General features: G+C 51.6%; 16 protein-coding genes. All 16 read left to right on the forward strand.

Translation table 11 applies throughout. The features are described 5' to 3' along the window. Positions 1-7 precede the first annotated feature (7 nt). The 16 genes from MTP39_RS04535 (at position 8) to MTP39_RS04610 (ending at position 11,668) form a co-directional block, all read left to right on the forward strand. The gene (locus tag MTP39_RS04535; protein WP_249241606.1) at positions 8-667 is read left to right on the forward strand and encodes a vWA domain-containing protein; all 660 of its coding nucleotides are present in this window, start codon (positions 8-10) and stop codon (positions 665-667) included. A gap of 14 nt (positions 668-681) precedes the next feature. Beyond that, the gene (locus MTP39_RS04540) at positions 682-1,482 is read left to right on the forward strand and encodes an ADP-ribosylglycohydrolase family protein (RefSeq protein WP_249241607.1); all 801 of its coding nucleotides are present in this window, start codon (positions 682-684) and stop codon (positions 1,480-1,482) included. Between the two features lie 165 nt (positions 1,483-1,647). Continuing rightward, the gene (locus MTP39_RS04545; protein ID WP_249241608.1) at positions 1,648-2,475 is read left to right on the forward strand and encodes a purine-nucleoside phosphorylase; all 828 of its coding nucleotides are present in this window, start codon (positions 1,648-1,650) and stop codon (positions 2,473-2,475) included. 10 nt (positions 2,476-2,485) lie between these two features. Then, complete coding sequence (locus tag MTP39_RS04550) at positions 2,486-2,962, forward strand: hypothetical protein (RefSeq protein ID WP_249241609.1); 477 nt, start codon at positions 2,486-2,488, stop codon at positions 2,960-2,962. A gap of 216 nt (positions 2,963-3,178) precedes the next feature. Next, positions 3,179-3,643, forward strand: coding sequence for an Hsp20/alpha crystallin family protein (locus tag MTP39_RS04555; RefSeq protein ID WP_249241610.1), 465 nt, complete (start codon positions 3,179-3,181; stop codon positions 3,641-3,643). A gap of 237 nt (positions 3,644-3,880) precedes the next feature. Continuing rightward, complete coding sequence (locus MTP39_RS04560) at positions 3,881-4,915, forward strand: alcohol dehydrogenase (protein WP_249241611.1); 1,035 nt, start codon at positions 3,881-3,883, stop codon at positions 4,913-4,915. A gap of 371 nt (positions 4,916-5,286) precedes the next feature. Continuing rightward, positions 5,287-5,619 carry a DUF2200 domain-containing protein gene (locus MTP39_RS04565; protein ID WP_097778286.1) on the forward strand — a complete coding sequence of 111 codons (333 nt, stop codon included), beginning with the start codon at positions 5,287-5,289 and terminating at the stop codon, positions 5,617-5,619. Positions 5,620-5,697: 78 nt separating this feature from the next. After that, positions 5,698-6,291 carry a sugar O-acetyltransferase gene (locus MTP39_RS04570; RefSeq protein WP_081458334.1) on the forward strand — a complete coding sequence of 198 codons (594 nt, stop codon included), beginning with the start codon at positions 5,698-5,700 and terminating at the stop codon, positions 6,289-6,291. 133 nt (positions 6,292-6,424) lie between these two features. Beyond that, positions 6,425-6,913, forward strand: a complete 489-nt coding sequence (locus MTP39_RS04575) for a hypothetical protein (protein ID WP_118528181.1) — start codon at positions 6,425-6,427, stop codon at positions 6,911-6,913. Positions 6,914-6,965: 52 nt separating this feature from the next. Beyond that, positions 6,966-7,457 (forward strand): HD domain-containing protein, encoded by a 492-nt coding sequence (locus tag MTP39_RS04580; RefSeq protein WP_249241612.1) that lies wholly within the window; start codon positions 6,966-6,968, stop codon positions 7,455-7,457. Positions 7,458-7,459: 2 nt separating this feature from the next. Continuing rightward, positions 7,460-7,972 carry an NAD(+) diphosphatase gene (locus tag MTP39_RS04585; protein ID WP_005922551.1) on the forward strand — a complete coding sequence of 171 codons (513 nt, stop codon included), beginning with the start codon at positions 7,460-7,462 and terminating at the stop codon, positions 7,970-7,972. Between the two features lie 138 nt (positions 7,973-8,110). Beyond that, positions 8,111-8,332 carry a hypothetical protein gene (locus tag MTP39_RS04590; RefSeq protein WP_249241613.1) on the forward strand — a complete coding sequence of 74 codons (222 nt, stop codon included), beginning with the start codon at positions 8,111-8,113 and terminating at the stop codon, positions 8,330-8,332. A 455-nt stretch (positions 8,333-8,787) separates the two neighbouring features. Next, positions 8,788-9,402, forward strand: a complete 615-nt coding sequence (locus MTP39_RS04595) for a class I SAM-dependent methyltransferase (RefSeq protein WP_249241614.1) — start codon at positions 8,788-8,790, stop codon at positions 9,400-9,402. A gap of 1 nt (position 9,403) precedes the next feature. Further along, the gene (locus tag MTP39_RS04600; RefSeq protein WP_249241615.1) at positions 9,404-10,012 is read left to right on the forward strand and encodes a class I SAM-dependent methyltransferase; all 609 of its coding nucleotides are present in this window, start codon (positions 9,404-9,406) and stop codon (positions 10,010-10,012) included. 15 nt (positions 10,013-10,027) lie between these two features. Next, positions 10,028-10,933: an alpha/beta hydrolase gene (locus MTP39_RS04605; protein WP_249241616.1), complete on the forward strand. Its 906-nt coding sequence runs from the start codon at positions 10,028-10,030 to the stop codon at positions 10,931-10,933. Between the two features lie 264 nt (positions 10,934-11,197). Next, the gene (locus MTP39_RS04610; RefSeq protein ID WP_249241617.1) at positions 11,198-11,668 is read left to right on the forward strand and encodes a hypothetical protein; all 471 of its coding nucleotides are present in this window, start codon (positions 11,198-11,200) and stop codon (positions 11,666-11,668) included. The last annotated feature ends 81 nt before the right edge of the window (positions 11,669-11,749 follow it).

Genomic DNA, 11,749 nt, shown 5'->3' on the forward strand with positions numbered 1-11,749 from the left:
CATTGTTGTGAAGAAAAATCTTACCGAGCTTGTTTTCATTCTGGATCGCAGCGGTTCCATGGGCGGGCTGGAGCAGGATACCATCGGCGGGTTCAACGCCATGCTGACCCGGCAGAAGGAGCAGGAAGGCGAAGCCAACGTGACCACCATCCTGTTTGACCACGAGGTGCAGCTGCTGCACGACCGTTTCCCGCTGAAGGCTGTTGCACCGCTGACCGAAAAGGACTATTACGTCTGTGGCTGCACGGCCCTGCTGGATGCCATTGGTTACGGCGTGGAAAAGATGGTGAATATCCAGCGCCATCTGCCGGAGGACGAGCGTGCCGAAAAGGTCATCTTTGTCATCACCACCGACGGACTGGAAAACGCCAGCAAGCGGTTTAGCTATGAGAAGATCCGCCGGATGATCAAGCGGGAAAAAGAGCAATACGGCTGGGAGTTCCTGTTCCTCGGTGCCAACATGGACGCTGTGCAGGAGGCCGCCCGCTTCGGCATCGGGGCAGACCGGGCGGTGCGGTTCGAGAACGATGCGCAGGGCGTGGCGGTCAACTACCATGTGGTCAGCGAAACGGTCTGCCGGATGCGGCAGGCAGTCTGCCCGGCATCCGTCGGTGCAGAGTGGAAAGAACAAATCGAAGCTGATTTCCAGAAGCGGCATCATAGGTAAGGGAGGAAACAGCCATGTTAGGAGCAATCTTGGGTGACATCGTGGGCAGTCCCTATGAATTTGACCACAACAATTACAAGCACAAGGATTTTCCGCTGCTGAGCGAGAAATCGCACTTCACCGATGATACGGTCATGACCGTTGCGGTGGCAGTTGGTCTGATTGACGGAAAGGGTCTGCCGGAGAGAACATTTTGTGCAGTGCAGCATGAAATGCGGTTCTGGGGCTGTGAATATCCCCATGCCGGTTACGGCGGGATGTTCCGCCGGTGGCTGCACGCAGAAAATCCGAAGCCCTATGGCAGTTTCGGCAACGGCTCGGCTATGCGGGTGTCGGCAGCAGGCTGGCTGTTCGACACGCTGGACAAAACATTGGAAATGGCAAAAGTGACCGCTGAAGTCACCCACAACCACCCGGAGGGCATCAAAGGCGCGCAGGCCACGGCGGCAGTGATTTTTCTGGCCCGTACCGGCCACAGCAAGCCGGAAATCAAACAATATGTGGAGCAGACCTTCGGTTATGACCTGAACCGTACCTGCGATGAAATTCGGCCGACCTATCATCATGTGGAGACCTGTCAGGAAACTGTGCCGGAAGCAATCATTGCTTTTCTGGAAAGCGTCAGTTTTGAGGATGCACTTCGCAATGCGGTCTCTCTGGGCGGCGACAGCGACACCCTTGCCTGTATCACCGGCGGCATTGCCGAAGCCTTTTACGGGATGCCGCAGGAACTGCGGGACGAGACTTTGAAACGTCTGCCGGAGGATATCCGGGAAGGATATGAGCTGTTTCGGTGGAACATCGGCCAGAGATAAGACATTCGGAGAACCAAGGAGCAGATACAACACACTCGTGATGTGAAGTATCTGCTCCTTGGTTTTTAATAAGACTCGATGAAGGGCGTCTTGCATCGGCCTGAAAAATCCGATATACTGAACCCAGAGGGTATATCGAATTTTTTGGGAAAAGGAGAGAACGGTATGGAACATCTTTATGAAAAGGCACTGGAAAGTGCGGAATATATCAAGACGCACACGAAAAAGCGCCCGAAGATCGCGGTGGTGCTGGGCTCCGGCCTTGGCAAGCTGACCGCGGACTTTACGGACACGGAAGAACTGTCCTACAAGGATATCCCAAACTTCCCGGTATCCACGGTGGCAGGACACAAAGGCGCATTGTTGGCTGGCAAGCTGGGCGAGAAAGAGGTCTATGCGCTGGAAGGACGGTTCCACTTTTATGAAGGCTACTCTATGAAGGAAGTCTGCTACCCGTTCTATGTGTTCAAGCTGTTGGGCGTGGAAAAGGTGGTTTTGACCAACGCCTGCGGCGGCATCAACCGGGAGTTTGCGCCGGGCACCCTGATGCTCATTACCGACTTCATCAACATGATGGGCACGAACCCCCTCATTGGCCCCAACGATGAGCGCTTCGGCCCCCGCTTCCCGGACATGACCGAACCTTACAGTCTGGAACTGCGGAACCTTGCCAAGCAGACCGCCGATGAACTGGGCATTGCCTACAAGGAGGGCGTTTACATGGGCTTTATGGGCCCTTGCTATGAAACGGCGGCTGAAATTCGCGCCTTTGCGGGGATGGGAGCCGATGCCGTGGGCATGAGCACCGTGCCGGAAACCATGGTCTGCAACTACATGGGCATGAAGGTACTGGCCGTCAGTTGCATCACTAACATGGCCACCGGCATCCAGACGGTCAAGCATAGCCACGCCCGCGTGCTGGAGATCGCAAATCAGGCAGGCGATACCCTGTGCCGATGGCTGGGTGCGGTGATCCAGAAGGTGGAAGGATAAGGAGATTCGGATGAGAGAAAACATCGTTTTTGATTATTTGCTGGCAAATGCCTGGGGTTTGCCGCTTTGCCGTGTGTCCGTGTCAGAAGATGGCTTCGTTCAATGTCAGGAGAACAGAGAAAATACACAAGGACTGCAACTGGAAAAGGCAGAAGTGGATAAAATCAAATCAATCGTTTCAGAACATACGCATATATTGGATTATGACAGTAAAGAACTTGAGTCGCCAGATGTGTTTGATGGAGTTATGAATTTTTTTGATTTTGAGGCATCTGATGGACGAAAAGTGAACTTGATGGCTTTTAATATTGGCGAAGTGAAAACCCCTGGCATGAGCTTTTCAAAAGGTCTCCTAGAGGAAGGAGAGCCGGACGAAATCGTCGTTCCGGTAAAAGCAATGGAGGTAGTAAAGACATTCGAGGAAATCGCTGCTACGCTGGTGGCGAATGGAGTGGATGCCAAATACTTAAGGCTGACATATGCCTGAAAAAACGCCTATGATTGCATGAAAGATTATCAAAGAATTATCTTTCTGTGAATTTTAGCACTCTTCTATTGACACTGCTAATTAACAGTGCTATAACAGTGGCGTGCTCAGGAGGAAGGGCAAAAGGAGAACCGCAAGGCTCCCCGGAAAGCCTTTCCGAGTGGACGCTTCAGATTTTTTGCCCCGACCCGAACGCCGGGATTGGAGGAATGATTTATGCTTATGCCGACTGTTTTCCATGAAAACCTGTTCGATGATTTCTTCGATCCGTTCTGGAATGACGCTGCACTGGAACGTATGATGAACCGTGAGGCTCGTGATACCTTTGGTAAGCGCGGTGCAAACATGATGAAGACCGATGTCAAACAGACGGACAACGGCTACGAAGTAGCGGTTGATCTGCCGGGCTGCAAGAAGGAAGACGTTCAGATGGATTTGAACGACGGCTACCTGACCATTCAGGCAGTGCGTAGCCACAGCAGCGACGAAAAGGATAAGAAGGGCCGCTATCTGCGGCGCGAATCCTTCTCCGGCACCTGCGCGCGCAGTTTCTACGTGGGCGATGTGAAGAAGGAAGACATCCACGCAAAGTTCGAGGATGGCGTCCTGCATGTCGAGCTGCCTGCTCCTCAGCAGACGAAGGCTTTGCCTGAGAACCCGAACCTGATCGAGATCGAGTAAAACGCCGGTCGTGTGCGCCAAAGCACAACGCACATAAGATGCCCCCGGAGAGCCGCAACAAGCCCTCCGGGGGCATTTTTGTTTCGCTATCTTTTCCGTAAGGGAAAACCATGGTATACTGAGAACAGCAACTCGGAATTTATGGAGGTACCTCACTATATCCTGTGAGCCGGGTGAGCGGCTGACTTTTGCGGTATACTCCGTTCGGAAAGATCAAAGCGCATGGAGGTAAAAAGCATGCTGACCTATACCTATGTTTCAAAGGGGACGTTTGCCCTGATGGAAAAACCAAAGCCGGTGATGCAGCACGAGCGGGACGCCATTGTAAAGGTGACCCTTGCCAGTATCTGCTCCAGCGATCTGCACATCAAGCACGGCAGCGTGCCCCGGGCGGTGCCCGGCATCACGGTAGGGCACGAGATGGTGGGCATCGTAGAAGAAGTGGGCAGTGCGGTGACCAATGTGAAACCCGGCGACCGGGTGACGGTGAACGTGGAGACCTTCTGCGGAGAGTGCTTTTTCTGCAAAAAAGGCTTTGTGAACAACTGCACCGATCAAAACGGCGGCTGGGCGCTGGGCTGCCGCATTGACGGCGGGCAGGCAGAGTATGTCCGGGTGCCCTTTGCGGATCAGGGACTGAACAAGATCCCGGACGGCGTTACCGATCGGCAGGCGCTGCTGGTGGGCGATGTGCTGGCCACCGGCTTTTGGGCGGCACGCATCTCGGAAATCACCCCCGAGGATACCGTGCTGATCCTCGGTGCAGGGCCGACCGGCATCTGCACGCTGCTGTGCGTCATGCTGCACAGCCCCAAGCGCATCATCGTCTGTGAAAAGGACGCAAGCCGCCTGCAGTTCATCCGTCGGCACTACCCGCAGGTGCTCACCGTGCAGCCGGAGGACTGCGCCGCCTTTGTGCGTGCCCACAGCGACCACGACGGGGCCGATGTGGTGCTGGAGGTGGCAGGGGCAGACTCCACCTTCCGGCTGGCATGGGAGTGTGCACGGCCCAACGCCGTTGTGACGGTGGTGGCGCTGTACGATAAGGCACAGACCCTGCCGCTGCCGGAAATGTACGGCAAAAACCTCACCTTCAAGACCGGCGGCGTGGACGGCTGCGATTGTGAAGAAACGCTGCGTCTCATCGCAGAAGGCAAGATCGATACCGAACCGCTCATCACCCACACCTACCCCCTGTGCCGGATCGCAGAGGGCTACGAGCTGTTTGAAAAGAAACGGGACGGCGTGATCAAGGTGGCAGTGGAGTGCTGACAGTCTGCGCCAAGGCACAACGCACATAAAATGGCTCCGGAGAGCTGTAACAAGCCCTCCGGGGCCATTTTTGTTTCCCGACATCTTTTCCGCAGCGGCAAGGCGTGGTAGAATAATGGCAGAACCGATCCACAGGTGAGAAAATCGAACTTCAGAGAGAGGAGATGTTTCTATGCAGTCTGATGAGCTGAAACGCCGGATCTCGGCAGGCAGAGGAGATGCTTTGGCTGATCTGGTTTTGAAAAATTCCAAAACTCAGACTGAATACATACGGCATCATCGATGTAGCGCAGCAGAAAGTCGTTCCGGCTGTTTTTTTAATAGGCGATAACAAAAATACTGCCGGAGATCGACCTGAATGGTCCGTCTCCATGCCATTTGCAAAAATATATCCTATGCTGGTGGCAAAGGCAGTCCGCAAGGGGCGGACGCAGGCAGAAGTAGATGAAATTATTGGGTGGCTGACGGGTTACAGCGCCCCGCAAATTGAGGCTGCGGTGCAGAATGGAACGCTGTATGGAGATTTCTTTCGAGATGCTCCGCAGCTCAATCCGGACCGGGTGCTCATAAAGGGCAGCATCTGCGGCGTAAAGCTGGAGAGCATCGAAGAGCCGCTGATGAAGGAGATCCGCTATTTGGACAAGCTGGTGGATGAGCTGGCTAAGGGCAAAGCGATGGAGAAGATCAAGCGGACAAACAAATGAGGAAAAGCAGCCTATCACACATCGACAGAGAATGTGGCATAATTCTTGAAAATACACTGTATGGAAAGGACAAACACGATGAACGCTCTGGATATTATGAAACGCCCTGCCGCCTACGTCAGCGGCTATGAAAACACCCCCACGGAGGAACAGAACCGTGCAAAGCAACTGTGCTGGGAGTACAACCGCACCGCTCCTAACGAACAGGAAAAGCGGCGCAGTATCCTGCAGACCCTGCTGGGCACCTGCTCTCCCATGACCGGCATTGAGCCAGATTTCCACTGTGACTATGGCTTCAATATCCATACCCACGGCTTGGCGGTCATCAATTATAACTGCGTCATTCTGGATACCTCTCCGGTAAACATCGGAGCAGGTGCCTTTATTGCCCCCGGCGTATGCCTTGCCTGCTCCGGTCATGCCATCGACCCGGAGCAGCGCAGCCACGGCATTGGCACCTCGGCACCCATTACGCTGGAGGAAAACGTCTGGATCGGTGCAAATTCCACCGTCTGCGGCGGCGTTACCATCGGGGCAGGCTCGGTTATTGGGGCGGGAAGCGTCGTCACTCATGACATTCCCGCCGGCGTCATCGCTGCAGGGGTGCCCTGCAAGGTGATCCGCCCCATTACCGAAAAAGATAAGTTCAAGCCGGAGGATATTCTGTTCTGAGAAATTCAGATTGGAAACGCTGGAAAAACATACGCACAAGCCCTCCGGGGACATTTTTGTTTTTCGCCATGCTTTTCTGTGGGGAGAAGGCATGGTATACTGAAACCGACAACTCGGAATTTGGAGGAGCACCATGGCATCAATCTATTACACAGAAGTAGATTTGAGTCCATATGAAGTTCCTAATGAGCAAAGCCTTTGCATTTACATTTCAGGATGTCAGCAAGTCTGTCAGAATTGTCACTATCCAGATTTAAGAAAAGCAAATTATGGAGAACCACTTATTGACTTCTTTGAAAAACTGCTGGAGCTGTATTTTTATCAGGCAACGTGTGTTTGCTTTTTGGGAGAAGGCGAAAACACACCACAAAGTCGCAGAGAGCTAGCAATATTTGCAAAGCAGGCTTCAAAAATGGGAAAGAGGGTTTGTTTGTACTCTGGACGTGATATTGAGCCGGAAAATTGGATGAATGTGTTTGATTATATCAAGGTTGGCAGCTACCAGCAATTCTTGGGTTCCTTGGATTCACCCTCTACGAATCAGGTGTTTTACCGAAAAAACGTAGATGGAATATACGAAAATATCACATACACATTTTGGTTACGAGAAATGGTTCTGTAACTTCGCGTTTATCAAGGTGAACATTTAAGTATTAAAAACGGGAGTGAAACAAATGATGACCATTGCACAGATCATGGAAAAGATGATCGCCTTTTCCGAAGGGAATATCCATGACATCACGCACCTGAGCTGCGTGTGGACCTATGCCAAAACCATCGGGGAGCTGGAAGGGCTGGACGCGGAGACTCAGTTTATTCTGGAAGTGGCGGCAATCACTCACGACATTGCCTGTCCGCTCTGCCGCAAGAAATACGGAAACACCAACGGCAGCTATCAGGAACAGGAAGGCGACCCGCTGGTGCGGGAGTTTCTGGCGGATACCGGTATGACGGCTGCACAGATCGACCGGGTGGCCTATCTGGTAGGGCACCACCATAGTCCGGCGCAGATCGACGGCATTGACTATCAGATTCTGATTGAGGCAGATTATATCGTCAATGCGTCCGAAAGCGGGTACGACCAGCAGGCAATCCGAACCTTTATGGAACATACGATGAAGACGGCAGCAGGTATCCGGCTGACAAAAACAGTGTTTGGAGTGTAAAAATGATTCAGAAGCATTGCTTTGAATGCGGTACGGCATTGATTGAAAAAGAACTGGAAGAAGAGGGCATTGTGCCTTATTGCCCGAAATGCCAGCAATACCGGTTCCCGATGTACAATGTGGCAGTCAGCATGATTGTTGTGGATGAGGAAACCGGGAAAATTCTGCTCATCCAGCAGTACGGCAAGCCCTCTTATATTCTGGTGGCTGGATATGTGAACCGCGGTGAGGCAGAAGAACACGCCGTGGTGCGGGAAGTCCGGGAAGAAACCGGGTTGGAAGTAGAGCACCTCCGGTTCAACCGTACCAAGTTTTTTGAGCCGTCCAACACGCTGATGTGCAACTTTACGGCTTTCGTCAGAACCGCAAAGGCGCTGCATATCAACCACGAAGTGGACCGCTGCAAGTGGTTCACCCCACAGGAAGCCAGAGAAAACATCCGTCCCAACAGCCTTGCAGCGGAATTTTTGAATGCGTATCTGGACGAAGTGGGGAATAAGCCGATGGAGATGTGATTCGTGGCTGTGCCGCGGGAATTTTGACGGAGAGTATGGAAAAAAGTTGGTTCGGCCTGTTTCGGTTGACTTTTTTATAAAGAATCGATATATTGATACTATATAGTATCAATAAGTATCAACTACGAGGTGGACAGAATGGATGGGGCACAGTTTGCTAAAATGCTTTCAGATAAGCATTTGTTTGAACTCAATCGGATGGAGCACAAGTACTCGACTGTCAGCGTCAAAGAATTTGCCGAATTGCTGCGGCAAAACTTTGCGCAGCCTCTGCCGTTGACTGATTTTTCTGGAAATAAGCTGTTTTACCTGCCGAACCTCGCGCAAATTTCAACAAATGGTATACAGAAAACAGAATAGAATCATCTTCGATGTCTCGTTGGGAAACTAACGGGGTATTTTTTGCCCAAATTCGGCTGTATAGAACACTGAAAAATCAAAACGAACCGTAGGTAGTCCTGCAAGGACAACTAAAGTGCGCCTATGAGGCCGACGCGAAATCGGAGGATTCTTGTTAAACTTACTATACTATACCATTGCAAAAAAAAAGTGAGCACGATATAATATGGATAAGAAGGCAAAAATCACCGCAATGGTGTGAAAATAGATTTTGGCTGTTTCCATAAGGAGTAGATCGAGAGGTGTTATCCTCAGTGGCTGAAAGCGCAGATGTGTGATGCTTGCAGCAAGCTATTTGTATAAGCCGAAAGGCCGCAGAAATGCGGCTTTTCCTAAATGCATGAAATTAGCAGAGCCTAACTTGTAAATGTGCGCGTGCTGGTTAGATAAAACTAACTATAAAAGGAGAGACAGCAATGCGAGAACACAAGAATTTCTGGGACAGAAATGCAGGTCTGTATGACTGCTTTATGCGAAAAGACAGGGCAGTATACGAGAAAATGTATGAGCTGATCCGTCCGGTCGTGAAAGACAAAACAGTGCTGGAGGTGGCTACCGGAACGGGACTGATCGCCAGGCACATCGTAAAAGCAGCGGCACACATCGAGGCGACGGATGCCTCTCCGGAAATGATTACAGAGGCCAAACGGGGGAATTACTCTGCGAAGCTGCGTTTTTCCGTGCAGGATATGTTTTCTCTGCCATACGCGAGCAAATCATTCGATGTGGTAATCGTATCAAACGCACTGCACATTGTGCCTCAGCCAGAAAAATCACTGCGAGAGATCAAACGGGTGCTGAAGGATGACGGTGTGCTGATTGCGCCTACCTTTACGCACGCAGAAAACTCATTTCTCGGTAAGATCAAAGCCTTTTTCATGAATCTGGCAGGCTTTCCTCTCCACAGCAAGTGGACGAGTGAAGAATACCTAAAATTTCTGCAACAGAATGATTGGACAGTGCGAAAAAGTGTTGTTCTAAAGGCCTCTTTTCCGCTGACCTATACGGAATGTGTGAAATCGGAGGTGTGATATGTCCTTCTTTGAAAACACCCGCAAGCCCGTAGGCTTTAGCGGGAAGATCATGGTTGCCATGATGAACTTTGGACACAGTGCAATGGCAGCGTGGGGATTGCATTTTTTGCAGCCTGCCCCGGATGCCATGGTGCTGGACTGCGGCTGCGGCGGTGGGGCGAACATTAAAACGCTGTTGAAACTGTGTCCCAAAGGCAAGGTGCAGGGCATCGACTACTCAGCCGTCAGCGTGGAAAAAGCGCGAAAAGTCAATGCCAGAGCCATTGCGGCGGGACGGTGTACCGTGCAACAGGCAAGTGTGGCAGAGCTGCCGTTTGAAGCGGAGCAGTTTGATGCGGTGACCGCCTTTGAAACGGTCTATTTCTGGCCGGAGCTTGCACAGAATTTCAGAGAGGTTTATCGAGTACTGAAGCCCGGCGGAATCTTTTTCATCTGTAACGAAGCAAACGGCGAAACGACAAAAGACGACAAATGGACGCAGATCATCGATGGCATGACCATCTATACAGATACTGCACTGAAAGAGTATCTGGAAAAAGCAGGATTTTGTAAGATCCAGAGCTACAAAAATAAAAAGGGATGGCTGTGCGTTACAGCGCGGAAATGAGAGGAGAAAAAAGCCATGAGCATTTTTGCATCCATCCTGCGGGCAGTGTATAGACTCTCCGGAGTGAAAAAGTCTTTCACACTGCCAGAGAACGAACTGCGAATGGAAATTGAAAAGCAGAACCGACATCGCGGCGTTTTTACGCCGACCGACCACAAGGCATATTATGAGACGATTACAGTCAACGGCTTTCCATGCCTGATCGTACGTGAAAATCCGAATCCGTCAAAGTGCGCCATCCTCTATTTCTTTGGCGGCGGTATGGTGATCGGCCCGGACAAGGGCAATCTGCCAGTCATGCGTAAGCTGTGCCGTGAAACCGACTGCGATGTGTGGTTTCCATTCTACCCGCTCTGCATGGAGCATTGTATCACCGAAACCTACGAAATGGTCTATGAATGCTACCGCAGAATGATCGGAATCTACGGCGGCGGGAATGTCAGCACCTGCGGCTTTTCCTCCGGCGGCGCACTGGCTCTGGGGATTGCAGCGCACAATAATGCGCAGCCGGAGCCGTTGCCACAGCCACGGCATATCGTTGCCGTATCACCCGGCGAAGTGCCATGGAACGATGGCGAAAAAACGCGGATGAAGGCATTGAATGAAAGAGACGTTTCCATCGATTATGCCTTTATGGTGACGGTGGAGAAGTTTATGCGGCATGGCTGTAAGAATGTGCCGGACTATATGCTCTCCGGCTCCCGGGGGAATTTTACCGGCGTTGGCGATATTCACTTCTTCTATTCTGCGGATGAGGTGCTATACGGTGCGCTGCCGGACTTTAAGGAGGCCTGCAAACGGGCAAAGGTTCCCTATACAGTGTCCGCCCGCCCGAAGATGGTGCATTGCTACTGTATGCTGCCGATCTTCAAGGAGGCAAAAGAGGACTTCGCAAAGATCGTGGATTTTTTGAAGAGATGAGACCGGAACCGGGCGCGTGATGATTGAAACACGGAGGGAAGGCCATGAGCATAAGCGGACGGATTGGTTCGTCCTTATGAAAGGACCAGGTTCTTCACGCCGCCCTACGAGACGGTTTCCAGCCTGAAGGCGCGGCTGGAAGGAATGTATGCGGATGTGGATATGGGAAATCTGAAAAGTATGGCATGGTTTGTCTGTCGAAAAGCGGGTTAAATCTGAGATGGTCTCATGCACGCAAGAAAGAACAAGGAGGGAGGCAATCAGATGAAGGACAACGAGCTTCTATTCGACCGCAACTGCCATGTGCTATATTCCAAACCCTGCAAAAAGGAAATTCTGGCGAAAATCGCCCTGCACTATCCGGAAGCAGAGTGGGAGACAGTATGGGAAAAGGTGCAGCGGCAGTACGCGGTCTTTCTCTCCGACTGGCGCACCGACCTCGGCGGTAAAAAGAATTTTCACAACGGCGTAGGCGGCACCTACGACTGCATCGCCATTATGTGCTATTACGATGTGTGCCGGGATGTGACCACATTCCGTGAAATTGAAGAGATGGAGGAAAAACTGATTCTTCCAACTTTCCGCAAGCTGAAATTTGTGGACTGCAACAAGCCGTTCTGGAGGAAGCTGATGTACAAGGCGTTTGTTCGTGCGAAAAGCGGCTGCGACAAATGGCACGATTACGAGATGTCGGTTGCGCCTTATGAAACCGACAAGCCTATTTATCCCGGCTGATAAAAAAATAAAACCGTCCTCATCATCGCCCACCGGATGCGCACTGTTTCCAGTGCAGATAAGATTGTGGTGCTCAAAGAT

The sequence above is a fragment of the Faecalibacterium sp. I3-3-33 genome (genome assembly GCF_023347295.1).
In the GTDB taxonomy this organism is placed as follows: domain Bacteria; phylum Bacillota; class Clostridia; order Oscillospirales; family Ruminococcaceae; genus Faecalibacterium.

Excerpts from the sequence above, each read along its gene's own strand:
- MTP39_RS04585 (WP_005922551.1), top strand. The coding sequence starts at position 7,460 with ATGATTCAGAAGCATTGCTTTGAATGCGGTACGGCATTGATTGAAAAA.
- MTP39_RS04575 (WP_118528181.1), top strand. The coding sequence starts at position 6,425 with ATGGCATCAATCTATTACACAGAAGTAGATTTGAGTCCATATGAAGTT.
- MTP39_RS04545 (WP_249241608.1), top strand. The coding sequence starts at position 1,648 with ATGGAACATCTTTATGAAAAGGCACTGGAAAGTGCGGAATATATCAAG.
- MTP39_RS04565 (WP_097778286.1), top strand. The coding sequence starts at position 5,287 with ATGCCATTTGCAAAAATATATCCTATGCTGGTGGCAAAGGCAGTCCGC.
- MTP39_RS04555 (WP_249241610.1), top strand. The coding sequence starts at position 3,179 with ATGCTTATGCCGACTGTTTTCCATGAAAACCTGTTCGATGATTTCTTC.
- MTP39_RS04550 (WP_249241609.1), top strand. The coding sequence starts at position 2,486 with ATGAGAGAAAACATCGTTTTTGATTATTTGCTGGCAAATGCCTGGGGT.
- MTP39_RS04605 (WP_249241616.1), top strand. The coding sequence starts at position 10,028 with ATGAGCATTTTTGCATCCATCCTGCGGGCAGTGTATAGACTCTCCGGA.
- MTP39_RS04610 (WP_249241617.1), top strand. The coding sequence starts at position 11,198 with ATGAAGGACAACGAGCTTCTATTCGACCGCAACTGCCATGTGCTATAT.
- MTP39_RS04595 (WP_249241614.1), top strand. The coding sequence starts at position 8,788 with ATGCGAGAACACAAGAATTTCTGGGACAGAAATGCAGGTCTGTATGAC.
- MTP39_RS04600 (WP_249241615.1), top strand. The coding sequence starts at position 9,404 with ATGTCCTTCTTTGAAAACACCCGCAAGCCCGTAGGCTTTAGCGGGAAG.
- MTP39_RS04590 (WP_249241613.1), top strand. The coding sequence starts at position 8,111 with ATGGATGGGGCACAGTTTGCTAAAATGCTTTCAGATAAGCATTTGTTT.
- MTP39_RS04560 (WP_249241611.1), top strand. The coding sequence starts at position 3,881 with ATGCTGACCTATACCTATGTTTCAAAGGGGACGTTTGCCCTGATGGAA.
- MTP39_RS04570 (WP_081458334.1), top strand. The coding sequence starts at position 5,698 with ATGAACGCTCTGGATATTATGAAACGCCCTGCCGCCTACGTCAGCGGC.
- MTP39_RS04540 (WP_249241607.1), top strand. The coding sequence starts at position 682 with ATGTTAGGAGCAATCTTGGGTGACATCGTGGGCAGTCCCTATGAATTT.
- MTP39_RS04580 (WP_249241612.1), top strand. The coding sequence starts at position 6,966 with ATGATGACCATTGCACAGATCATGGAAAAGATGATCGCCTTTTCCGAA.